The sequence below is a fragment of the Vibrio ordalii ATCC 33509 genome (genome assembly GCA_000257205.1).
Taxonomy (GTDB): domain Bacteria; phylum Pseudomonadota; class Gammaproteobacteria; order Enterobacterales; family Vibrionaceae; genus Vibrio; species Vibrio ordalii.
Map to the genome: position 1 here is coordinate 1 of AEZC01000110.1, position 22,853 is coordinate 22,853.

Annotated in this window: 24 protein-coding genes and 1 pseudogene; 5 read left to right on the plus strand and 20 right to left on the minus strand. The window is 43.0% G+C overall.

Annotated features, from left to right (window positions below; translation table 11 throughout):
- A pseudogene (alaE, locus tag VOR_RS18695) lies at positions 1-108 on the minus strand (L-alanine exporter AlaE); the annotation flags it as partial.
- 237 nt (positions 109-345) lie between these two features.
- Positions 346-2,769 (minus strand): hybrid sensor histidine kinase/response regulator, encoded by a 2,424-nt coding sequence (locus tag VOR_RS0107970; RefSeq protein WP_010319185.1) that lies wholly within the window; start codon positions 2,767-2,769, stop codon positions 346-348.
- A gap of 161 nt (positions 2,770-2,930) precedes the next feature.
- Between VOR_RS0107970 and VOR_RS0107975 the strand changes: the two genes are divergently transcribed.
- On the plus strand, positions 2,931-3,512 hold the full coding sequence (locus VOR_RS0107975; protein WP_019283300.1) for a UPF0149 family protein: 582 nt from the start codon (positions 2,931-2,933) through the stop codon (positions 3,510-3,512).
- A 112-nt stretch (positions 3,513-3,624) separates the two neighbouring features.
- Here the strand turns inward: VOR_RS0107975 and nadA are convergent, their stop codons facing one another.
- The 16 genes from nadA to cysS form a co-directional block, all read right to left on the minus strand.
- Positions 3,625-4,686, minus strand: a complete 1,062-nt coding sequence (nadA, locus tag VOR_RS0107980) for a quinolinate synthase NadA (protein ID WP_010319187.1) — start codon at positions 4,684-4,686, stop codon at positions 3,625-3,627.
- A 132-nt stretch (positions 4,687-4,818) separates the two neighbouring features.
- Positions 4,819-5,595 (minus strand): tol-pal system protein YbgF, encoded by a 777-nt coding sequence (gene ybgF, locus VOR_RS0107985; RefSeq protein WP_010319188.1) that lies wholly within the window; start codon positions 5,593-5,595, stop codon positions 4,819-4,821.
- Positions 5,596-5,610: 15 nt separating this feature from the next.
- Positions 5,611-6,150: a peptidoglycan-associated lipoprotein Pal gene (gene pal / locus VOR_RS0107990; protein WP_010319189.1), complete on the minus strand. Its 540-nt coding sequence runs from the start codon at positions 6,148-6,150 to the stop codon at positions 5,611-5,613.
- 30 nt (positions 6,151-6,180) lie between these two features.
- Positions 6,181-7,518 (minus strand): Tol-Pal system beta propeller repeat protein TolB, encoded by a 1,338-nt coding sequence (tolB, locus tag VOR_RS0107995; protein ID WP_415679662.1) that lies wholly within the window; start codon positions 7,516-7,518, stop codon positions 6,181-6,183.
- 27 nt (positions 7,519-7,545) lie between these two features.
- Positions 7,546-8,616, minus strand: a complete 1,071-nt coding sequence (gene tolA / locus VOR_RS0108000) for a cell envelope integrity protein TolA (protein ID WP_010319191.1) — start codon at positions 8,614-8,616, stop codon at positions 7,546-7,548.
- A gap of 12 nt (positions 8,617-8,628) precedes the next feature.
- Positions 8,629-9,072: a protein TolR gene (tolR, locus tag VOR_RS0108005; RefSeq protein WP_010319192.1), complete on the minus strand. Its 444-nt coding sequence runs from the start codon at positions 9,070-9,072 to the stop codon at positions 8,629-8,631.
- Positions 9,073-9,075: 3 nt separating this feature from the next.
- Positions 9,076-9,759, minus strand: coding sequence for a protein TolQ (gene tolQ, locus VOR_RS0108010; RefSeq protein ID WP_010319193.1), 684 nt, complete (start codon positions 9,757-9,759; stop codon positions 9,076-9,078).
- Positions 9,749-10,192, minus strand: a complete 444-nt coding sequence (gene ybgC, locus VOR_RS0108015) for a tol-pal system-associated acyl-CoA thioesterase (RefSeq protein ID WP_010319194.1) — start codon at positions 10,190-10,192, stop codon at positions 9,749-9,751. The genes tolQ and ybgC overlap by 11 nt, the downstream gene beginning before the upstream one ends.
- A gap of 161 nt (positions 10,193-10,353) precedes the next feature.
- Complete coding sequence (ybgE, locus tag VOR_RS0108020; protein WP_010319195.1) at positions 10,354-10,656, minus strand: cyd operon protein YbgE; 303 nt, start codon at positions 10,654-10,656, stop codon at positions 10,354-10,356.
- Complete coding sequence (gene cydX, locus VOR_RS18345) at positions 10,649-10,756, minus strand: cytochrome bd-I oxidase subunit CydX (protein WP_010319196.1); 108 nt, start codon at positions 10,754-10,756, stop codon at positions 10,649-10,651. Before cydX ends, ybgE begins: the two co-directional genes overlap by 8 nt.
- A gap of 11 nt (positions 10,757-10,767) precedes the next feature.
- On the minus strand, positions 10,768-11,904 hold the full coding sequence (gene cydB, locus VOR_RS0108030) for a cytochrome d ubiquinol oxidase subunit II (RefSeq protein ID WP_010319197.1): 1,137 nt from the start codon (positions 11,902-11,904) through the stop codon (positions 10,768-10,770).
- Between the two features lie 17 nt (positions 11,905-11,921).
- Entirely contained in the window at positions 11,922-13,508 is a 1,587-nt protein-coding gene (gene cydA, locus VOR_RS0108035; RefSeq protein ID WP_010319198.1) for a cytochrome ubiquinol oxidase subunit I, read from the minus strand.
- Between the two features lie 472 nt (positions 13,509-13,980).
- Entirely contained in the window at positions 13,981-14,985 is a 1,005-nt protein-coding gene (ruvB, locus tag VOR_RS0108040; RefSeq protein ID WP_010319199.1) for a Holliday junction branch migration DNA helicase RuvB, read from the minus strand.
- Entirely contained in the window at positions 14,982-15,602 is a 621-nt protein-coding gene (ruvA, locus tag VOR_RS0108045; RefSeq protein ID WP_010319200.1) for a Holliday junction branch migration protein RuvA, read from the minus strand. The genes ruvB and ruvA overlap by 4 nt, the downstream gene beginning before the upstream one ends.
- 101 nt (positions 15,603-15,703) lie before the next feature.
- The gene (gene ruvC / locus VOR_RS0108050) at positions 15,704-16,225 is read right to left on the minus strand and encodes a crossover junction endodeoxyribonuclease RuvC (protein WP_010319201.1); all 522 of its coding nucleotides are present in this window, start codon (positions 16,223-16,225) and stop codon (positions 15,704-15,706) included.
- Positions 16,226-16,306: 81 nt separating this feature from the next.
- Entirely contained in the window at positions 16,307-17,689 is a 1,383-nt protein-coding gene (cysS, locus tag VOR_RS0108055) for a cysteine--tRNA ligase (protein ID WP_010319202.1), read from the minus strand.
- A 179-nt stretch (positions 17,690-17,868) separates the two neighbouring features.
- Between cysS and VOR_RS0108060 the strand changes: the two genes are divergently transcribed.
- The 4 genes from VOR_RS0108060 (at position 17,869) to VOR_RS16930 (ending at position 20,986) form a co-directional block, all read left to right on the plus strand.
- On the plus strand, positions 17,869-18,363 hold the full coding sequence (locus tag VOR_RS0108060) for a peptidylprolyl isomerase (RefSeq protein WP_010319203.1): 495 nt from the start codon (positions 17,869-17,871) through the stop codon (positions 18,361-18,363).
- 36 nt (positions 18,364-18,399) lie between these two features.
- Positions 18,400-19,134, plus strand: a complete 735-nt coding sequence (gene lpxH, locus VOR_RS0108065; RefSeq protein ID WP_010319204.1) for a UDP-2,3-diacylglucosamine diphosphatase — start codon at positions 18,400-18,402, stop codon at positions 19,132-19,134.
- A 102-nt stretch (positions 19,135-19,236) separates the two neighbouring features.
- A complete protein-coding gene (locus VOR_RS0108070) occupies positions 19,237-20,451 on the plus strand; it encodes an EAL and HDOD domain-containing protein (RefSeq protein ID WP_010319205.1) in 1,215 nt (404 codons plus the stop codon).
- Positions 20,452-20,518: 67 nt separating this feature from the next.
- Entirely contained in the window at positions 20,519-20,986 is a 468-nt protein-coding gene (locus VOR_RS16930) for a YchJ family metal-binding protein (RefSeq protein WP_010319206.1), read from the plus strand.
- A 64-nt stretch (positions 20,987-21,050) separates the two neighbouring features.
- Here VOR_RS16930 and VOR_RS0108080 read toward each other — a convergent pair whose 3' ends face one another.
- Positions 21,051-21,761: a DUF2057 family protein gene (locus VOR_RS0108080; RefSeq protein ID WP_010319207.1), complete on the minus strand. Its 711-nt coding sequence runs from the start codon at positions 21,759-21,761 to the stop codon at positions 21,051-21,053.
- 13 nt (positions 21,762-21,774) lie between these two features.
- Positions 21,775-22,815 carry a porin gene (locus tag VOR_RS0108085; RefSeq protein ID WP_010319208.1) on the minus strand — a complete coding sequence of 347 codons (1,041 nt, stop codon included), beginning with the start codon at positions 22,813-22,815 and terminating at the stop codon, positions 21,775-21,777.
- Positions 22,816-22,853 lie beyond the last annotated feature (38 nt).

Below are 22,853 nucleotides of genomic sequence, written 5' to 3' on the forward strand. Positions count from 1 at the left end.
CACGACCAAAATTTACAATTGAGCATTCCTGAGATAAAGCAAAAAAACAACCATTGCGAATGTGTCCGCCGCAGCATGACGAATACAAAATGGGCCACGAGCTTTCATTACTTCCCTCTACACAATAGATATAACTAGCCAATACACCAATAAGCGGTACAGATACCTAGAAAACAGCATTAAGATAGATGATGAGGGAATTAGAACATATATTTTGTAGATTTAGTGACCAAATTCAACTGACTTAGGTAAATTTATAACCAATTTTAAATTGCAAACTAGAATCTAACGCTATTCTTTAAATTTTTGTTACAACGCATTCTTGCTAAATCTCAAAATGGTTATTTAATTGCAAAAATCGGTAAGCAACACCGTTAGCAGATCGACTTGTTGCTGTGTAGGTAAGTTCTGCTTTTCTAAGCTCGTTTTGGTGTCGAGTAACACTTGATGAATATGAGTGTTTTCAATCTCCGGCAACTGCTGTATCAAACGTTGAATCATGGCTAATGCAAGTTCTATATTTTGATCTTCTACGGCCATATAAAACGTCACTAATGATTCCTCTGCAGAGCCTATCTTTATCGGCATCGAGGACTCTGGATGATATTGATACAGTTTTTCGACAAATTGGAAAAGAGCATCATCTAATTCATTGTCATCAATGGGTTTGGTGACAATATAATCAGCGCCGGCCGACAGCATTCGCTCACGTGTTTCTTTGAAAACATCAGCAGTACAACCAAAAATGAGCACATTACGTTGCTCCCCAACTAAGATCCGAATCGCAGACACCGCTTCTACGCCATCCATTACGGGCATATGGTTATCCATCAATATGAGATCATAATTCCCGCCAACAACCGCTTGAATTGCCAATTCACCATTCTCAACACAATCGCATGTAAACCCTTTATTCTTCATAAAGGTTTCGATGATGATAGAGTTGGTCCGGTTATCTTCCACGATAAGGGCTTTCAGCCCTTGGTAATTAAGCTTGCGGTGTGGCTTGACTTCAATGGTCCCAGGCGCCGTTGTTTCTATCGCCAGCATAACGTGAAAACTGGTACCAATTCCTAACTCACTGGTTACCGTGACTGTCCCATCCATTAGCTCTACAATTTGTTTTACAATCGCTAAGCCCAACCCCGTTCCACCAAAACGCCTTGTCGTCGATGATTCGGCCTGCTCAAATGGGCGGAATATTTTTTCCTGAGCCTCTTTTGCTATACCAATCCCTGAATCTCGTACACGAATAGAAAGATACCGTTTCTCTTCCATCTGCTGCTCTTTTAAAGTCACTTCGACAAAGCCGTGAGAGGTAAACTTAACCGCATTATTCAGTAAATTAAACAGAATCTGTCTTAATCGTGCTTTATCTGAGTAATACCAGCGGTCGTAAACAATATCGCTGTAAACTCTAAACTGCAGTCCTTTTTCATTGCATAAGGTGTGATAAACACTGTTAACACTGCCAATCAACGAATCCAAAGTGAAACGGGTATTATCAAGTTCTAACCGCCCTTGTTCAATCTTGGAGAAATCGAGAATTTCGTTAAGCAGCACCATCATGTGCTCACCCGATTCATACAAACTATTGAGGTGCTGTCTCTGCTCTGGGGAAAGCTCTGTTTTCAATAAGATTTGTGCGGTTCCTAAAACACCATTCATTGGAGTTCTGATTTCGTGTGACAGGGTCGCTAAGAAGGCACTTTTGGCTTGAGTCGAAGCTTGAGCTTTCACTTTTTCCGCTTCAAGATAAACGGTTTTTTGGTTAAAGGAATCGATAAGTTGGCGGATCTCATCTTGGCTTCGATACGGCATATCAATAATACCGCCTTGTTTAGAATCGCTCACTTTTTTGGCGATGATGGTAATCGGTTTGATCACATATTGATTGATCAAGTAATAACCGATCATAACGCAAACTAAAAGGATTGGAATGATACTCCGTTCGATATTCATCACCAGATCAAACACTTCGTCATTCACTAACCGATGGGCATTAATAACATCAACTCGCCATTCAAAATCACCAAAACCGAAATGACTTACGTTAGCTTCTTCACGTATTATAAAATTATGTTCAGTGATCAGGGATCCCCCCGAATCACTTAAGGATACGCCAAGGTTATAAAGCTCCGCTTGACTGGCAATAAATGTGGCTAACCCCGCCAATGACAGATCGACTGTTGCTACTCCAGCAAATTCACCGTTAACGTAATAGGGCGATGAAGCCGTGATCATTTGAACATGCGTGTACGCATCTACATAGACTTCTGACCATGCAACACTACCAACAGGCTTCTCTTTTACTGCGTTGTACCACTCTTCGTTATCGTAGCCATGTGCTTCTGGATTGTTCCAAGAGTGTAGTTTGTCGACTTGACCATCAGCGGCTCGGTTATAAAACAGACCACTGTATCGCTGCGATGCATTAATACTATAGGGTTTCGGCCATAGTCCACCACTGACGACAACATCATCAAGTATAGTGAACAGCGAATAGAGCATTCTGTCTTGCTCAGCTTGGTTGGCTGCAGCTTGTCCAAGGCTCACTATGCTTTGGAGCACGCCAATAGAACGATTGAGAGGTTCGCGGATTTGAGCTGATAGTACTTCCGCACGAAGATCTAAATTCTGATTTAATTCAGCTCGTAGTGGCGCTTCGACCACCCAATAAGTGACGCTACCTGTGATCGCAATAAAAAAGCAGAGATACAAAGCAAGAGCGATAATGCTCTTTCTCTTCAATGAAATAAGTGCTCTCATAAATCCTTTCAACTTTTTCTTTTGTGCAAATTATAGTGAACAATCTTAGCGAGCAATATGTTGATTGTTGTAAAACCTCACTAAAGCCAACAAATTATCAGCAAAATTCGCACATCGCATCGCTTTAACGTTAAAATGACCGCAAATACACTCGGCAACTGATGGGATCTGCTGTGAATTTACAAGAACTCCTTACCCAACCCGAACTAGAAGATAAATTGCTTAATGAGGCCAAAACTCAAGGTTTTGTGGCATCCATGGCGTCAGCGCCTAACTTGCTCCCACCAGAGGAATGGCTCCCTTTTCTATGGGGAGGAGAAGAGATCGCGCCATTTAGCGAAGGCAAACAGCTAGAAACCTATTTCCAACTGATCGTTGAAATGTGGAATGACTATCGCCCTGCTTTGCTCGAAAATCAATGGAGCTGGCCTGTGGGTTGCTCACTCGATGAACAAGAAATAGTGACTGAACGTGTCCGTGATTTTTGTGAAGGTTTTCTTCAAGGTTGGCAACTTACGCGTGATGATTGGGAAACGTTAATGCCTGAAGATAGCCAAGACAATGCGCTACTTGGGGGCGTACTCCTTTCGCTGAGTATGCTTTATGATCCGGAGACGTCCTTGGCAACACTTTCCCAACAAGGTATGCAAGGACTCGACCAGTTTGAAGAAATCTATCAGGCCATACCGGTGATGTTGTGTGGCTTAACGCAACGCGGCGCTCAGTTGGCACTAGAGCAATAACTGTGTTTTTGAATAGTTTTATTTTCGAATAACGTTAATTTCACATCAATTTGCTTGCGATAAAAAAGGCTCTGAATAAGAGCATTTTTTCATCCACTACCGCCGAAAGGAATTAGGCATTCCCTTTGACTTGCAAATTTAACTGTTCAGCAAAATCCAACATACGGTTTAATGGGATGAGTGATTTCACTCTCACGGCTTCATCGACGAAGATTTCGTGATCTTTACCGCCTTCCATAAGAGCTGACTCAATCGCTCGCAGACCATTCATCGCCATCCAAGGACAATGCGCGCAGCTTCTGCATGTTGCCCCAGCTCCTGCCGTCGGTGCTTCAATTAATTCTTTCTCAGGGACTAACTGCTGCATCTTAAAAAAGATGCCTTTATCGGTCGCCACAATCATTTTCTGTTGAGGTAAGGATTTTGCTGCCTTAATCAACTGGCTGGTAGAGCCTACAGCATCCGCAAGTTCTACCACACTGGCTGGTGATTCTGGATGTACAAGGATGGCCGCATCGGGATACAGTGCTTTCATCTTACGCAATGCATCGGCAGAGAACTCGTCGTGAACGACGCATTCACCTTGCCAGAGCAACATCTTTGCACCTGTTTTTTTCTCGATGTATGAGCCTAAATGGCGATCTGGCCCCCAAATAATCGGTTTATCTTCCGCATCTAAGTGTTCGACAATATCCAGCGCGATACTTGATGTCACCACCCAATCGGCACGAGCTTTGACCGCCGCCGATGTGTTTGCATACACAACAACGGTATGATCTGGGTGTGCATCACAAAATTCTGTGAATTTATCGGCATGGCACCCTAGATCCAAAGAGCATTCTGCTTTTAACGTTGGCATTAAAATGCGTTTTTCAGGGGTTAAGATTTTTGCTGATTCGCCCATAAAGCGCACACCAGCGATGATCAATGTACTGGCAGGATGGCGATTACCAAACTTGGCCATCTCTAATGAATCACCAACAAAACCACCAGTTTCTTCAGCAAGAGCTTGAATTTCAGGGTCGGTATAGTAATGCGCAATCAGTACTGCATCTTTTTCTTTTAAGAGTTGTTTGATACTTGCTGTATAGGCTTGTTTTTGCTCAACCGTCAGTGGAATGGGCTTTGGCGGAAATGGATAAATAGTTTCAATCGTATCTAATATGTGGCTCATTGCTCTTGCTCTACGCAACTTCCAAGAATCCGAGCATTGTACACCGCACCTAACGAAGGATCAAAAGTGATTCATAAATTGCATATTTGAAAAGAGGCCTTACGGCCTCTGATTTAATAACTCAAATTACTATTAATTCAAATTCTCTTTAGCTACCTTTGCCGATGCACTACTAGGATATTCATCGACAACTTGCTGATAGTACTTATTGGCTTGTGCCAAGTTATTATTGCGCTTGGCAATATCACCCAACTTAACCAGCGCATCAGCACGCTTGTTAGAATCACTGTAAGTGATCACCGCAGCAAAACTTTGCGTCGCTTCTTTATCTTGCTTTTTCGCAAAATAGAGCTGCCCTAGCCAATAATGGGCATTAGAGGCAAAATTAGAATCCGGGTAATCTTTTTGGAACTGCTGAAACGCAGCAATAGCACCGCTGTAATCCCTTTTCTTTAGGATCAAATCAACCGCATTTTGATAAGCGGTTTGCTCATCAACATTGCTGCTAAACGTTCCTGCAATATCAGTGTCAACTGTCGGCTGTGACGAACTTGTGGTTTTATTCTTCATTTCGCCACGTACGCGATCTAACTCGATAAAGAGTTCACGTTGACGCTGCAACATTTGCTGCATATCGTAACTGTTACGTTCTAGCTGACCACGTAGTTCACTGACTTCAAGTGCCATATCATCGAGCTGCTGCTGCATTTTAAGTTGAACACTATTACGGTTTTCAAGCAGACGTTCAAGACGTTGCACATCAGATTCAGATGATGGTTTTTTAGCGCGAGATGTGCTGACTGAAACGCTGTTGCTAAGATCGGCTACTGGAGCTGGTGCAGCGGGCACTTGACCCGCTGCACTTGCCAGTAACGTAAGCGTTACAATTCGCTTAAAGTTACTGAACATGAGGCGATTCCTCGATTAGTATACGAGAACCGCGCGGCGGTTCTTCGCATACACTTCTTCAGATTGCCCAAGAAGAAGTGGCTTCTCTTCACCGTAACTAACGATCGAGATTTGGTCAGCTTGTACACCTAGCGCTTGTAGATATTTTGCTACAGCTTGTGCACGACGCTCACCTAGCGCGATGTTATATTCAGGCGTACCACGTTCGTCAGCATGGCCTTCGATGGTAACTTTCATTGCTGAATTTTTGCTTAGGTAAGCCGCGTGTGCAGCAAGCATATCTTCGTAATCACCAGCAATTGTCGCGTTGTCAAATGCGAAATAGATGGTTTGGGTTTCACGAAGAGCTTGTTCCTTTAGCTCTTGTTCAGCGAGTTGGCCATTCGCATCAATTGGAGAAACTACGGTTGTATCGACGCTGTTTGCTGAACCTGAAGTAGACTGGTTAGTTTGAGTACCAGAAGCGTTAGTCGCTTCATCGCTTGAACTACATGCAGTTACTGCAAGTACTGGTAGCGCAATCAGCAGCCCTTTAAGAACTTTATTAAGTTGCATTTTTTTTCCTTACTTTTTGATACTTACTTGCTATAAAAACGGAGACCACGCAGGAGCCCTAACGCGACCATTTGTTGCCGGTAATCTAGCTTTGAAACGCCCATCTATAGACACCATCGAAAGTACATTCGCTTTGTTATAAATAGAACTGTATATGACCATACCACCATTGGGTGCAATACTTGGAGATTCATCGAGCAAAGTCTTTGTTAGAATTTGCACTGAACCTGTTTCCAAATCCTGTTTCGCCAGATTAAAACCCGAATTACTTCGGTTTACCATAACAAGGAATCGGCCATCAGGTGTGATTTGACCACCTAAGTTCTGAGTGCCTTGCCATGTCAGACGATTGGTAGAACCGCCAAATAAATTTACTTGATATATCTGTGGTTTACCACCCCGATCCGAAGTAAATATTAGCGATTTACCATCAGGATGCCAGAACGGTTCTGTATTATTTGATCTGCCACTCGTTATTTGTTTAAGCTTCTTGGTTGCCAAGTCCAGAGTATAAACCTGTAAGCTGCCCGTTTTAGACAACACCAAGGCGAGGGTTTTCCCATCTGGCGAGAACCTTGGTGCCCCATTATGGCGTGGGTACGAGGTCACTTTCTCTCTTTCACCAGTATAAATATTCATGATGAATATTTCCGCTTGGCCGTTTTGGAAGCTCACGTACGCCAGTTGCTTGCCATCAGGTGACCAAGTCGGCGACATCAAAGGCTGCTTTGAACGAAGTACCAACCGTTCATTGTAACCGTCATAGTCGGCAACTCTTAGCTGGTAAGGATATTGCTCATCGTCATTGACCACCACGTAGGCAATGCGAGTAAGAAAGGCACCCTTATCGCCCGTAAGTTCTTGGTAGACTAAATCTGAAATTCGGTGCGCATACTCACGCATACGATTGGCGGGTACGGTAGCAACTTTATTAAATAACACGTGATCTTTAGAGAGTACCAACTGCCCATCATTACTTAATGCCTTACTTTGCCCTTGCGTCAATTGCCCACGGACCACATCCACTAACTGATAGTTGATGACATAGTTACCTTCAGCATTTTGCGTAATGCTACCCGTGAGCAAAGCATCAACGCCGATGCTGGTCCAAGCATCAAACTTGACATCGGTTTCATTGTAAGGGGTTTGTGGCATTTTATTAGTATCGATTGGACTGAATTTACCACTACGCTGTAAGTCTGACGCGATCACCGCAGAAATATCCTGTGGTAATTTTGTTTTACCTTCCCACTTAAACGGTACGATAGCAATCGGCCTTGCTGAATTGATACCGTCGGTTATCACAAGCTCCAATGCGGCGTTGGCGAGCTGTACGCTACTTATAATGGTAAGTAGGCATCCTAACATCAATCGCTTTAACACAAGCTTTTCCTTTTAATTTGGGTCTACAGTTAAATTAATGTTTTTCAATTTATTGACTACATCAAGATCATCTTTAGGAAGTGGAAATGTGCCCACCTGCGCAACAGCACGTTTTGTCGCCGCGCATAGCCTAGAGTCTCCCTCAATAATGCTTAGATTCCCGAGTACCGCTCCCGTTCCCGTAGGAATAAGCCGCAGGTTCACTTTGCACTGTTTGCTTTTAAAACTCTCTTCAAGCAGCAAATTTTGTTGAATGAGCTGCACATAAATTTCTCCATATCGCTGAGCTTCACTCATTACAAATTGAGAACGAGCTGAGCTATTTTGCTCGGCTTCTGATTCTAACCCGGAAAAAATGTTGTTCAGTGCCGCTTCTTGTTCTTTGCGTTCGCGTTCCAATCTCTCCAAGCGTGCTTTCTCTTTTTTTGCATTCTCGGCCGCTTTTTTCGCTTCTTGTTCTTTGGCTATTCGCTCTTTCTCGGCTCGCTCTTCGGCTTCACGCTCTTTACGAGCTTTCTCTTTGGCCTGCTCAGCTTCTTTTTCGCGGACAATGCGTTCTTTTTCCGCTTTCGCAATTTCAGCCTCTTTAACAATGCGCTCCTGTTCCGCTTTTTTAACTGCTTCTTCTTTTATCTTGCGTTCCGTTTCTGCTTTTAATGCTCGATCTTTTTCTTTACGGGCTCGCTCTTCTGCTACTTTACGCTCTTGTTCTTTTGCGGCACGTTGCTTTTCAGCTTCTCTGGCCGCTTTGGCTTCCTGAGCTTGTTGCTCTTTTAATTGGCGAATATTCTCTTCTTCCGCTTTGCGGCTTTTTTCCAACTGCTCACTTTCGCGGCGTAACTTATCCAGCCGATCCTGCTCTTTTTTGGCGACGGCCTCACGCTGATTACGAATTTGCTGTGCCTGTTTTTGTACCAATTGTGGGTCAATCACCACGGCTTGAACCATCGGCCCTACAGGCTCGGGCTTAGTTAGGTTAAAATCCGATCCCCATAACAAAGCAGTGATCAACATTATATGCAAAGCAGCCGAGATAATGATGGGCTTTTTGTAATCGCTTTTTTTGGATTTATGATCTTTCATGAACAGTACAAACTATCCTTTAATTTCGGTTAGCAAACCTACTTTTGAAATACCCGCACGATTCAATTCATCCAGAACCAGTATCACTTCTGCATAAGGCGTTGCTGCATCACCACCAACCGCAACCGGTGAATCCGGTTTCAACGACAATTCAGCTTTAACTCTGATAATGACATCTTGTAGCGAAAGACCCCGCTCGACCTCATCATCATTTACGCTCAGCCCGAGGCGGCCTTCTTTATCGATCTCCACAATGATAAAGCTGCTATCACTATCACCTTTCAGATCCGACGTCGACTTTGCCGTAGTGGTTTTAGGAAGTTCTACATCAACTCCTTGAGTCACAAACGGCGATGTCACCATAAAAATAATCAGCAACACGAGCATAACGTCGATATAGGGAACAACGTTAATCTCGGCTGTTAACTTGCGCTTTTTACGCTGGTAACCAACCATTGTCTATTCCCTACCGGCCATCGCTTGGCGATGAAGAATACTATGAAACTCTTCAGAGAATGTGGCGTAATTATGCTCTAATTTACTGACTTTGTTGCTTAAACTGTTATAAGCCATTACAGCAGGAATCGCCGCAAACAAACCCATTGCCGTCGCAATCAGCGCCTCCGCAATACCTGGAGCCACCATTGCTAATGTTGCTTGCTTCACTGCACCTAATGCAATAAAAGAGTGCATGATACCCCATACCGTACCAAATAATCCAATGTACGGGCTGATAGACCCCACAGTCGCTAGAAATGGCAAACTGGTTTCTAACTCGTCCACCTCTCTTGCAACGGCAACTCGCATCGCACGTCCCGTGCCTTCCATGATGAAATCGGGTGAAGTGGCGTTAGTCTTGCGTAAACGTGCAAATTCGGTAAAACCAGAATAAAAAATCTCTTCTGTACCCAAAAGTTCATCTTTACGCTTTTTTACGTCTTGATAAATAACAGATAAGTCAGTACCAGACCAAAACTTATCTTCGAAAGCTTCAGCATTTTTTTCCGCTAAGGAAAGTACTTTGCTGCGTTTGATGATCATCGCCCATGAAACGATAGACATCCCCAAAAGGATTAGCATCACCATCTTGACCAATAAGCTGGCTTGCAAAAACAGATCGAGAATTGAGATATCAGCAGTCACTATGGGTTAACTCCAAAATAATTGATTGAGGCATCGCTTTTGGTCTCATGTTTTTATTGTCGATGCATGCTACCTTAACTATTGCTTTACACAATACTTTGCCTTCAGGATTGACGAGCTCTTGACAGAAGAGCAAAGAAGCTTTTTTCAAAGCCGAAATTACGGTTTTTACCGTCAGCATATCGTCTAAACGTGCAGCTTGTAGAAAATCGATGTCAACGTGTCTGAGCACAAAGCCGATGTTCTGCTGCAAAAGCGTCTGCTGAGACACTCCAACTGCACGTAACATTTCGGTTCGGGCTCGTTCAAAGAATTTAAGATAGTTTGAGTGATAGACGACACCGCCAGCATCCGTATCTTCATAGTAAATCGTCACAGGCCAATAAAAGGAAAAGGCTGAAGCTGTATTTTGCACAAAGGTTCCAACATACATACAGATTTAGGTAAGTACTATAACGCAACTCATTGGCGTTAGTACAAGCATTGAGTGGACTTTTACAAAACTTGAAACAAAAAATTAGTGCTGTCTCAAAGAGGCAGCACTAATGTGGGTCCTTAATCAACCTTCGATAGGCTATTCATACACAGTAAATATCAAACTAGTCGAATAGTCGTTAGATAAATTAAGATCGATAATGAAATGTAGGGGCTAAACAATAATTGCCAAAACCATTTGCGTGGTCTAAAATCAACACCAAAAACCATACTTGCACACAGCGACCATATCATGAGTGGTGAAATAACCACGTTAAAACCACCAATGCTCTGAGAATAAAGCTCAGGATCCCACATAATCATGGCAACATGATAAAAACCAAGCACAAGCGATAAGACTCTGAACAGAGTCTTATCAAGCGGTTTATGGTATTCAGTGACTTGCAAAGCAAGTTTACTCACGGTCTTTGTCCATCATTTCAGAATGCTCTAACCAAAGAGCGTTGATAATGCCAAATGCACACGCTAAAAGCACACCTAGAATCCATGCGAAATACCACATATCTATGCTCCTTAGTAAAGTGAGTTTTTGTTTTCTTCAATAAACTTGCTATCAAGACGACCAAACATCTTGTAGTAAGTCCAAGTGGTGTAACCAAGAATGATAGGTACCATTACAAAAGCAACTACTGTCATTAAGTTCAACGTCAATTCACTCGATGTTGAGTCCCACATGGTCAAACTGTTACTTGGTACTAAGCTTGAAGGCATGATAAATGGGAACATAGCAAAACCAGCGGTGAAAATTACACCCGCATTGGCTAAGCTAGAAGCCAAGAATGCGAGACCTCCTTTTTCAAAACGCGACGCCAACACAGCAATTAGTGGCATGACAACACCCAAAGCTGGCGCTATCCATAGTAATGGATAAGCGTTGAAATTAGCCATCCATGCCCCTGCTTCACGTATCACTTCTTTATTGAGTGGGTTTGATGCCGCATGTGTATCAATGACGCTGGTAATCACATAACCATCGATATTTTGGATCCAAAAACCTGCGGCGACAAAAGTAACAGTAACCAACAAACCCATCAGTTGAGCAACACCACGAGCGCGTGTATGCAGCTCATCGGTGGTTTTCATCTGTAGCCAAGCGGCACCTTGTAAAATAATCATAAACAAGCTAACTAAGCCACAAAGCAGAGCAAATGGGTTCAACAGACCAAAAAATGAACCGTGATACGTTGGCATCAAGAAATCACTAAGTTGGAATGGTACGCCTTGTAGTAAGTTGCCAAAGGCAACACCAAAGATGACTGGTGGTACAAAACCACTAATTGAAATACAGATATCCCAAGTATTACGCCACTTTGGATCTTCAATTTTTGAACGGTAATCCAAACCAATCGGACGAAGCCATAATGCAGCCAATGTAACAATCATCGCCAAATAAAATCCGGAAAATGATGTCGCATAGACTAACGGCCAAGCCGCAAACAGTGCGCCACCTGCCGTGATAAGCCAAACTTGGTTACCATCCCAGTGTGGGGCAATCGAGTTGATCATGACACGACGTTCACTGTCATTTTTACCAATGACAGGAACAAGAGCACCAACGCCCATATCAAAACCATCCGTGATTGCAAAACCAACCAGCAGTACGCCGATCAGCACCCACCAAATTAGTCGCAAGATTTCGTAATCAAACATTATTCTATCTCCCTGCCTTATGCTTCAACTTGACGGCTAACTTTGTCTTCAACAGAGTTTGCGTTTTGCTCAAAGTGATAACGACCAGTTTTCAGGCTGCTAGGCCCTTTACGAGCAAATTTAACCATCAAGTAAACTTCAGCAATCAAGAACACAGTGTACAGTGCAAGAATCGCGAACAGTGAAGTCCATAATTCGCCAAGAGTTAGTGCAGAAGCGGCAACATTGGTCGGTAATATTTCACCAACCGCCCATGGCTGACGGCCATATTCAGCAACAAACCAACCCGCTTCAATCGCAATCCACGGCAGAGGAATACTGAATAATGCCGCTTTAAGAACCCATGGTTTCTGCTCTATTTTTTGACGGCAGGTTTGAACAAATGCCGCACCAAATACAAACAACATCACAAAACCGACACCGACCATCAAACGGAATGACCAGAATAGCGGCCATACGGTTGGAATTGAATCATCAGCGGCGGCTTGAATTTGCTCTTCCGTTGCATCAGTCACTTTGTCGGTATAGCGCTTCAGAAGTAAACCATAACCTAAGTCACCTTTCACTTCGTCAAATGCATCCATATTTGCTTGAGATTTTTCACCCGCACGAAGTTTTTCTAGTAAACCATAGGCATACATACCGTTACGGATGCGATCGACGTGATCATCGCGCAAATCACGCAACCCTGTGACTTCGGTGTCGAGAGAGCGCGTAGCGATAATCCCCATTAAATAAGGAATTTTGATCGCATAGTCGATGTGCATCTCATCTTGATTTGGCAAACCAAACAAGGTGAAAGCAGCGGGTGCGGGTTCTGTGTGCCACTCTGCTTCAATCGCCGCAAGTTTTACTTTTTGAACTTCGCCGACTTCATAACCTGATTCATCACCAAGTACAATTACAGACAAAATGGCAGCCATACCGAATGACGCGGCAATAGCAAATGAACGACGGGCAAAAGCGATATCGCGACCTTTCAGTAGGTAGTAAGAACTAATTCCTAAAATAAACATCGCACCCGTGGTATAGCCAGAAGCGACGGTATGCACAAATTTCACTTGAGCAACTGGGTTGAAAACGACTTCAGCAAAACTGACCATTTCCATACGCATGGTTTCAAAATTGAATTCTGCGCCGACTGGGTTTTGCATCCAACCATTCGCAATCAAAATCCAAAGTGCCGAGAAATTAGACCCCAGCGCAACTAGCCAAGTCACGCCCAAGTGCTGGCGTTTTGATAGTCTATCCCACCCAAAGAAGAACAAACCGACAAAGGTTGATTCTAAAAAGAAGGCTACAAGTGCTTCAATCGCAAGAGGGGCGCCAAAAATGTCACCTACATAGTGGGAATAGTATGACCAGTTTGTACCGAACTGGAACTCCATAGTGAGGCCAGTGGCCACCCCAAGAGCAAAGTTAATACCAAAAAGCTTACCCCAGAACTTTGTCATGTCCTTATAGATTTGCTTATCAGTCATTACATACAAAGATTCCATGATGGCTAAAAGAAAAGCCATACCTAGAGTCAATGGAACGAACAGGAAGTGATACATCGCTGTCAGTGCAAACTGCAACCGCGATAGATCAACGACGTCAATCATGGTAACTCCTTTGTGCCGGCTGAATGACACTTTTGACATGCTGAGCTGGTTAAAAATCCTCAAAATTCATCAGTGATATGAACATTATCAAATGTTGAAAAATATCAGTTCTTTGTTGCGAACATGTACCGTTATGGTTAGTTAATTGTTAAGCATTAGCTAATATAGCTAGGGCTAATACTACTGCTAATTACACGTTGTTTCAAAAGGTTTATAGGAGAAAAATACCTTGATTTATATCAATTTTTATACGGCAATCCTGAACAAAAAAAGAACAAAATGATCTGTATCAAAGGAAGAATGAAAATATTGTAAGCATTTAGTGAAGGGGTTAGAGGTTAGAACAACGAATCACACAGAGAGTTAACAACGCACTCCATATTATTAACTCTTTGGCGGTAAAAAAATGCCATAAAGAAGACATGAGTCACACTTTATAACTATCGAGAAAAAGCGACAATGAACTGCAAACTTATTTTTCAATTCCGAAGTGAAGGTAAGCGCGATCGGTCGCCATTCGCCCCCTTGGGGTCCGTTGTAAATAACCTTGTTGGATAAGAAAGGGTTCTAACACATCTTCAATAGTATCTTTTTCTTCGCCGATCGCCGCTGCTAGGTTATCGAGACCAACAGGTCCACCGCCAAATTTGTCCATGATCGCTAGCAATAGCTTTCTATCCATATAGTCAAAACCTTGGCTATCAACATCCAACATGTTTAGAGCCATATCTGCAGTCTCTATGCATATGTGTCCGTTGCCTTTCACTTCAGCGTAATCTCGAACTCGGCGCAGTAAACGGTTGGCTATACGGGGGGTCCCTCTTGCACGCCTCGCCACCTCAAGCGCACCATCCGCTTCCATCGATAATCCTAAACAATCCGCGCTTCTCTGCACTATATACTGCAGATCTTCAATTTTGTAATACTCAAGGCGCTGCACGATACCAAAACGATCACGCAAGGGAGAGGTTAACGAGCCAGCGCGAGTTGTTGCCCCAATCAGCGTAAAAGGGGGTAAATCGATTTTAATGGACCGAGCGGCTGGGCCTTCGCCAATCATTATATCGAGCTGGTAATCTTCCATTGCTGGATAGAGAATTTCTTCAACCACCGGACTTAAACGATGAATTTCATCAATAAAAAGAACGTCGTTCTCTTCAAGGTTGGTCAGTAATGCCGCTAAATCGCCTGCTTTTTCCAATACCGGACCAGAAGTTGTGCGGATATTCACTTCCATCTCATTGGCAACGATATTGGCTAAGGTTGTTTTTCCAAGCCCTGGAGGGCCAAAAATCAGCAGATGGTCGAGTGGTTCGCTGCGCATTTGTGCCGCTTTAATGAAGATTTCCATTTGATTGCGTACATGATCTTGGCCACGATAATCCGCTAATTTTTTGGGACGAATCGCGCGATCAATAATATCTTCATCTTTAAAAATAGGGCTATCAGGGGCAATTAAGCGATCAGCTTCAATCATACCATTGCTCTCAAGGCTTCTTTAATCAGCACTTCGCTGGTCATGTCAGCTTTCATTACTTGCGCCACTACTTTAGAAGCTTGTTGAGGCTTATAACCCAAAGACAGTAACGCACTGATCGCTTCTTCTTCCGCATTGCTCGTGAGCGCTTCCAAGGAATTGTTATCGACTGGCGCAGCGTCAGTAGCGGGAGTGAAAAGGTCGCCAGCTCCCCAACCTTTCAACCTATCTTTCATCTCAACAACCAAACGTTCAGCGGTTTTTTTACCCACCCCAGGAAGCTTAACTAATGTGGAGATATCTTCACGCTCAACGCATGAAACAAATTGTCCGGCCGTCATTCCGGACAAAATACCCAAGCCTAATTTTGGCCCGACGCCATTCGCTTTAATCACTTCACGAAATAAAGCTCGCTCTTTTACCGTGTTGAAACCATATAAAAGCTGCGCATCTTCTCGAACCACAAAATGGGTATAAATGACCGCTTCTTCGCCTAATTTAGGGAGTTCATAGAAGCAACTCATTGGCATTTGGACTTCATAACCAATGCCAGCGACTTCAATCAGTAGCTCTGGAGGTTGCTTTTCAATCAGAATGCCGCGAAGACGTCCAATCACAGGAAATTCCTTAGAGAAATGAGGTTATTTGACTTGGATGATAATAAATAACTGGATGTATAGCCAGTAGAAAAAATACCACCTCGCTCGAGATCGGTTTTTCAGCGATATCGGCCTTTTTTAGCACTGCTTGCCCGCCCAGCTAAGGCAATCAAGGTTTTATTGGTATTCGCATGACAAATTGCCACACCCAAAGCATCGGCGGCATCCGCTTGTGGCTTAGCCGATAATTTAAGCATTTGCTGGACCATATGTTGCACCTGCGCTTTATCAGCACTACCCGTACCAACTACAGATTGTTTAACCAGTCGAGCGGCATATTCATAGACTGGAAGATCTGCATTAACCGCCGCCACAATAGCACTGCCCCTTGCTTGCCCGAGTTTGAGTGCTGAGTCCGCATTCTTTGCCATAAAGACTTGCTCGATGGCAAAAGCATCAGGCTGAAATTGTGTGATGATTTCCGTCACACCAGCGTAAATTTGCTTGAGCCGACCAGGTAACTCTTTTTCGGATGTACGAATACATCCACTACCAAGATAGTACAAATATCGTCCATGCTGCCTGATCACACCATAACCTGTGATTCGCGAGCCGGGATCTATACCTAAAATAATTGACATGAAAACCTTAATCGTAGACGAAAAACAAAATGGGCTTAACCAATAAAGTTCAAGCCCATCATCGACAAGTTCACTGCCTGATTATTTACAACGCCAAGTAGTTCCGCTTGGGCCATCTTCTAAAATGATGCCGAGTTCGTTCAACTTATCGCGTGCCACGTCAGCATTAGCCCAATCTTTCGCTGCACGTGAGTCATTACGCAGTTTGATCAAAGCTTCAATTTCAGCCACTTGGTCATCACCATTAGTGTCCCCTTTAAGAAACACTTCTGGATCTTGGTGCAAAATGCCAATCACATCGGCAAGCTCACGCATGAGTGCGCCAAGCGCACTGGCTTGCTGATGATTTTCTGTCTTCAGCTTGTTGATATCACGTGCCATATCAAACAATACGGAATAAGCCTCTGGCGTATTAAAGTCATCATCCATCGCTATCGTAAAGCGACTGACATACTCTTCACCGCCCGCAACTGGAACGGTTAAATCCAACCCTCTCAACGCAGTGTATAGCCGCTCTAGCGAGGCACGCGCTTGTTTTAGGTTATCTTCGCTGTAATTTAATTGGCTGCGATAATGGCCCGACATCAAGAAATAGCGCACCGTTTCCGCATCATAGTGAGCAAGTACATCGCGGATTGTGAAAAAATTCCCTAATGATTTAGACATTTTTTCTCTATCCACCATCACCATGCCACTGTGCATCCATGTGTTCACATAGGGAGTGTCATGTGCGCAGCACGATTGAGCAATTTCATTTTCATGGTGAGGAAACTGCAAATCAGAGCCTCCACCATGAATATCAAAGTGGTTACCCAAAATCGCTGAATTCATCGCCGAACATTCGATGTGCCAGCCCGGGCGTCCTTCTCCCCATGGGGATTCCCAAGTGGGCTCGCCCGGCTTCGACATTTTCCACAACACAAAATCAAGTGGGCTGCGCTTAGCAAGATCAACATCAACACGAGCGCCCGCTTGAAGCTGATCGAGATCTTGTTTGGATAACTTGCCGTATTCGTCAAATTTGCTGACTTCAAACATCACATCGCCATTAGAAGCAACGTAAGCAAAACCGCGTTCAATCAGTCGTTGCACCAAGCCTATGATTTCTTGGATATAAGCGGTTGCACGAGGCTCGACATCTGGGCGTTTCATATTCAATGCATCAAAGTCTGCATGCATGTCTGCGATTAAGCGCTCGGTTAGCGAATCACAAGATTCACCATTTTCGGCAGCACGTTTAATGATTTTGTCATCAATATCAGTGATGTTACGCACAAATGTAAGGTCATAGCCTAAGTAGCGCAAGTAGCGAGAAATCACATCAAAAGAAACGAAGGTGCGACCATGGCCAATATGACAGAGATCATAAATGGTGACTCCACAGACATACATACCCACTTTGTTGGCATGAATTGGTTTGAATTCTTCTTTTTGTCTAGTGATTGAGTTATATATTTTCAGCATGATCTCTATCTAATAACTGTTTGAACTAAAATGGCTTCACAGTATAACAACTCTAGCCTAGCTTGGTCATCCTTATTCTCTCGCAATAATACGGCCCCTAAAGACATTTGTTGATTTGAATGTGTCCAAAGTTCAGTTAAAATCCGGCCCTCAACGAAAAATAGATAAAGGTAACTATCATGATCATCCTTCACACGAATTTTGGTGATATTAAAATTCAACTTAATGAAGAAAAAGCACCAGAAACAAGCGCAAACTTTCTACAGTACTGCCGTGACGGTTTTTACGATAACACTCTGTTCCACCGCGTTATCGATGGATTCATGATTCAAGGCGGCGGCATGACCTCTGGCCTAAAAGAAAAAACAACTCGCGCAACGATTAAAAACGAAGCCAACAATGGCCTAAGCAATAAGATCGGTACTCTTGCCATGGCGCGCACTATGGACCCACACTCGGCCAGTTCTCAGTTTTTCATCAACGTGAACAACAACACATTCCTAGATTTTCGTTCAGAAAGCCGAGATGGCTGGGGCTACTGCGTGTTCGCTGAAGTGATCGAAGGTATGGATATTGTGAACAAAATAAAAGCAGTAAGCACAGGCTCTATGGGCATGCATCAAGATGTTCCACTAGAAGAAGTGTTCATTTCTGGCACAACCATCGAAGAGTAACGGTAAAAGGAGCGCATAGCGCTCCTTATTTTTATTATGCATACACTATTTATTTCTGATTTACACCTAAGCCCTTCTCGACCAGATATCACCGAGTGTTTTATCCGTTTCATGCGCGAAGAAGCCATTCATGCCGATGCGCTGTACGTGCTTGGCGATCTTTTCGAATTTTGGATAGGTGACGATGATAACTCACCTTTCGCCAACCAAATAAAATCGGAATTTAAGCAACTGACTCGCGAAGGGGTTCCTTGCTATTTTACTCAAGGAAACCGCGACTTCTTGCTTGGCAAACGATTTGCGAAAGAAACCGGGCTCACCCTTCTCCAAGAAGAACAAGTAATTGACCTTTATGGAAAAAAAACCGTGGTGTTGCATGGTGACACACTCTGTATTGATGATATAAAGTATCAAGCCTATCGAAAGAAGGTTCACCAGCCTTGGCTACAATGGGTATTTAATCGGCTGCCATTTTTTGTAAAGGTTAGTATTGTGGGTAAAGTACAGTCGGGCATCCATAACGATAAACAAATGAAAGCTATGGATATTATGGATGTCACACAAAGTGAAGTGGATAAAGTTCTTGCAAAATATGAGGTTGACTTAATGATTCATGGCCATACTCATCGACCAGAGATTCATCACAAAAATCAACTTCATGGCACCGCAACGCGAATTGTTTTGGGTGACTGGTACACCCAAGGCTCAGTCTTGGTCTATGCTAATGATGGTTACGAACTGCAAACTCGGCCATTTAGTTCTAAAAACTGACGTCAAGTCGCACTCTGGTACTATTGGTTTAAGTGGTCGTATCACAAGTTAAGCTATAATAAGTAATATCAATGATATCAATAACTAGATAAGAGTCTTGCCTTGAAATGCTCCTATATCGCCAGACAGCCGATACTCGATCGTGACCGAAAAACCATCGGCTACGAGCTGCTATTTCGAGACGGCCCTAAGAACACCTTTCCAGATATAGACCCAGACTTAGCAACGAGCCGGTTACTCTCTGATCATTTTTTATCTACTCATTACAATACGCTGGGTAAGCATTTAGGGTTTGTCAATTTCCCTTATCAAAGCCTGATTAACCTCGTTCCGACGCTTTTTCCTGCGCAAAGTCTGGTTGTTGAGGTTTTGGAAGATTGCGAACCAACCCAAGAGCTATTAGAAGCAATAAAAAAGATGGCACAGCTTGGCTACAGAATTGCGCTTGATGACTTTGTACCCAGTTCCGGCTGGCTCGCTTTCCTCCCTTATGTATCAATTATCAAATTTGACATCCGCATTATTTCTCTTGAAAAAGCCACTCGCTTCATTAAAAAACTTGGCGCGACGAAAATTGAGTTCCTTGCAGAAAAAGTAGAAACCTATGAAGAATTTAAACAAGCCAGAAAGGCGGGCTTTACCTATTTTCAAGGCTACTTTTTTAGCAAACCAGAGATGTTACAGCGCAAAGCGTTAGAGCCCTCATTTCTTACTGTAGTGCAACTGTTTAAAGAAGTAGCCAAATCTAACCTCGATTACAAAGCCATTGAGGATCTTGTCGCTACAGACCTTACCTTGTCTTATAAACTGTTAACCTTCGTTAACTCATCCGCGACCGTAAGTTCAAAGATCCACTCATTTAAAAAAGCACTGATTTATCTCGGTGAACAACGATTGAGAAAGTTTATTTCCTTGGTTGCGATTGCTTCGACGCAAGAATCTAAACCGGATTATTTGTATGGCTTGTCTATTCAAAGGGCAAGATATTGCGAACTGATCGGTGTAACAGCAAAAATTAATGTTGAACCAGGCTCGGCCTTCCTGACAGGAATGTTTTCGTTACTCGATAGCCTACTTGATCAACCTTTAGAAAGTATCATGGAAGAGATGCCTATCGACGAATACGTTAAACTTGCACTAATAGAGGGGAAAGGAGAATTAGGTCTGGTACTTGAATTAACTCGAGCTTATGAACAGGCTGACTGGCAAAATGTTGAGAAAATTGCTCATACATTAAGTATCGAAGAACCCGTGGTAAAAGAGTGTTACAACGAAGCTGTGAAATGGACAGCTGATTTACTGGGTGTCCACTCCTGAGTAGACATCGAGTTTAGATCCCCTTAAACTTCCCCGTCTTATCTGCATGGGCAATTTGAGAGGATTTATGAACCAATGCTATTGTGGTAGCCATTTAGATTACCAACACTGCTGTGAACCAATCCACAGTGATTCAGCCTTAGCCATCTATCCAGAACAACTGATGAGAGCCCGCTATAGTGCCCATGTTCTGGGCTTGGTTGATTTCGTCATCAATACCTATCATCCGAGTTGCAATGCACCACAGCAACGCGACGCAATTGAAGAATCAATCAACAGCCAATGGTGTGGGCTAGACGTCATCTCCGCAAGTATCCGCAACAACGAAAATGAAGGCTTCGTTCATTTCAAAGCCTATTACACACAGAATCAACAGCAATTTTGTCTGCAAGAGCGTTCAAGATTTATACGAGAAGATGGTATCTGGTTCTACATTGATGGTGAATTTCCACAGGAGAACACACCAACGAAGCTAGGACGAAATGACCCATGTCATTGCAGTAGCGGCAAGAAATTTAAGAAGTGTTGTGGGTAATAGATTCAAAGTCACACACAGCTGTGACTTTGAATCCTGGAATTATGGTGTAGTACGAAATAACCTATTCAGTATAAAGACCTTGTACAACCCAATTCAAAAACTCTCGTCTTTCTTCTTTTGAAGCTTTACTAAACCAAATTTTTAGCTGTAAGGCCGCTTCCGATTCAGTGTATTTTGTCGATTGAGTTGAAGTGCCCAACGATTTTAATTCGTCGGTCAAATGATGAAACTTTCCAGATTCAAAAATGACACCCTCTTTGCGGTTTTGCTTAATCGTCAAAGAACGAATATCTGAATAAGGCATCAGCGAACCATTTTCTGGCTCAAGGCGATATTGTTTACTATTACTATCTGTGACTTCGACTCCGTTTTTCTTCAAAACAAAAATCGGCTCACTCTTAAACTGCTTCTCCTGAATAACTTCGTATCGACCCGAAACCAGCTCCACAGATAGCTTATCTCCAGCTTTAATTTCTGTTCGAATAACATAAGGGAGAGACGAGAAATACTCTGGCTTAGCCACTTTCTTTAATCGACCAGCAAAGGTGAGAACCAGTTGGTTTTCACCATCAATAAATATTGGTTTTTCTTCATCCGTGAATAGCGCTTCATTCAGCACTTCCAAAGTAATACCTCTTTGCAAATCAAGCGATTGAGATAATGAAGAAAAACTCACTAACAGCAATAAACTTACAATAACGTTCTTGACCATTTTCACTTTTACAGCCCCTATATGAAAAAAGCCAACGCTAAGCGTCGGCTTTTTGTTCATCAAATTACTCGGATTAGAACGTGTAGTAAACACCTAGAGTAATATCTTGGTATTTGTTACCAGCAAAATCTTTCTTAGCTTTCGCTGTTTCATATTCAACAAAAACTAGCACATTACTAGATACGGCATAGTCCACGCCAACAACCAAGTCTGTAACTTGAGCATCTAGCTTAGTTTTGTTGTTTACATCACTGAAGCTTACCAGCTTATCGAAATCACCGTATGCGTAAGTTGTGTATAGACGAAGATCATCAACTTTGTAAGACGCCGCCAAGTTCCATACATCGCCTTCTAAAGCAGCAAGTACTTTTTTATCTTTATCAGCTATGGCTACACTTTGTGTATCTACCGCACCAAGCGTACTTAAACCTTCAGTGCTTAGATAAGTTGCCGCGAAGAAGAAACCAGCAACATCAACAGAAGCAGATACACCGAATGAACTTGCATCGTAGTCTTTTGTCACTTCGCTGCTGTTGAATGAAGCACCAACAGAGAACATTTCCATCGCGTAGTTAGCCGATAGGCCGTAAGAGTTATCTAGTTTGTCAGTGTTATTAGTATATACATCCGCAACCAAGGTTAGGCCACCAACTGGAGTCACTTTCAGTGCAAGACCTTCTGTTTTGCTTTCATAAGGACGATCTAGACCGATGTAGTTACCTTCGTTAGCAATATCGGTTTTTTGAATTGCATCAAAAGATTCTGCGAAGTCACCCGTTTCACCAACAGCCACACCCCAGATATCGCCTTTCACGCCGACATATAGGTCGTCTACTTCAACTCCTGCAGAACCATCACCTTCAAATTCAAAAGAACCAAAAGTGGTTAGACCATTAGATAGCTTATGAGAAGCATCTAATTGAATTTTTGCCCAAGTAGAGAAATCAGCCGATTCTTTTGTTTTAACATCAGAAGCTGTTTTTTCTTTCTGAATTAGGTAAGCATCAATTTCGCCTTTAAGGCCAACTGAAGTGCTGTCGTTAGCGTAAATTTCTGCTGCGTTAACTGAGCTTGCTGCCGCAAGCACTGCTAGTGCTAATAGAGTCTTTTTCATAATTAATCCACTGCCTTTTCTTATGTATGGGAATTCCT

Bases quoted from the DNA above. Each gene is read 5' to 3' on its own strand.
- VOR_RS0107970 (WP_010319185.1), bottom strand. From the start codon at position 2,769: ATGAGAGCACTTATTTCATTGAAGAGAAAGAGCATTATCGCTCTTGCT.
- VOR_RS0107975 (WP_019283300.1), top strand. From the start codon at position 2,931: ATGGGATCTGCTGTGAATTTACAAGAACTCCTTACCCAACCCGAACTA.
- nadA (WP_010319187.1), bottom strand. From the start codon at position 4,686: ATGAGCCACATATTAGATACGATTGAAACTATTTATCCATTTCCGCCA.
- ybgF (WP_010319188.1), bottom strand. From the start codon at position 5,595: ATGTTCAGTAACTTTAAGCGAATTGTAACGCTTACGTTACTGGCAAGT.
- pal (WP_010319189.1), bottom strand. From the start codon at position 6,150: ATGCAACTTAATAAAGTTCTTAAAGGGCTGCTGATTGCGCTACCAGTA.
- tolB (WP_415679662.1), bottom strand. From the start codon at position 7,518: ATGTTAGGATGCCTACTTACCATTATAAGTAGCGTACAGCTCGCCAAC.
- tolA (WP_010319191.1), bottom strand. From the start codon at position 8,616: ATGAAAGATCATAAATCCAAAAAAAGCGATTACAAAAAGCCCATCATT.
- tolR (WP_010319192.1), bottom strand. From the start codon at position 9,072: ATGGTTGGTTACCAGCGTAAAAAGCGCAAGTTAACAGCCGAGATTAAC.
- ybgC (WP_010319194.1), bottom strand. From the start codon at position 10,192: ATGTATGTTGGAACCTTTGTGCAAAATACAGCTTCAGCCTTTTCCTTT.
- cydX (WP_010319196.1), bottom strand. From the start codon at position 10,756: ATGTGGTATTTCGCATGGATTCTAGGTGTGCTTTTAGCGTGTGCATTT.
- cydB (WP_010319197.1), bottom strand. From the start codon at position 11,904: ATGTTTGATTACGAAATCTTGCGACTAATTTGGTGGGTGCTGATCGGC.
- cydA (WP_010319198.1), bottom strand. From the start codon at position 13,508: ATGATTGACGTCGTTGATCTATCGCGGTTGCAGTTTGCACTGACAGCG.
- ruvB (WP_010319199.1), bottom strand. From the start codon at position 14,985: ATGATTGAAGCTGATCGCTTAATTGCCCCTGATAGCCCTATTTTTAAA.
- ruvC (WP_010319201.1), bottom strand. From the start codon at position 16,225: ATGTCAATTATTTTAGGTATAGATCCCGGCTCGCGAATCACAGGTTAT.
- cysS (WP_010319202.1), bottom strand. From the start codon at position 17,689: ATGCTGAAAATATATAACTCAATCACTAGACAAAAAGAAGAATTCAAA.
- VOR_RS0108060 (WP_010319203.1), top strand. From the start codon at position 17,869: ATGATCATCCTTCACACGAATTTTGGTGATATTAAAATTCAACTTAAT.
- lpxH (WP_010319204.1), top strand. From the start codon at position 18,400: ATGCATACACTATTTATTTCTGATTTACACCTAAGCCCTTCTCGACCA.
- VOR_RS16930 (WP_010319206.1), top strand. From the start codon at position 20,519: ATGAACCAATGCTATTGTGGTAGCCATTTAGATTACCAACACTGCTGT.
- VOR_RS0108080 (WP_010319207.1), bottom strand. From the start codon at position 21,761: ATGAACAAAAAGCCGACGCTTAGCGTTGGCTTTTTTCATATAGGGGCT.
- VOR_RS0108085 (WP_010319208.1), bottom strand. From the start codon at position 22,815: ATGAAAAAGACTCTATTAGCACTAGCAGTGCTTGCGGCAGCAAGCTCA.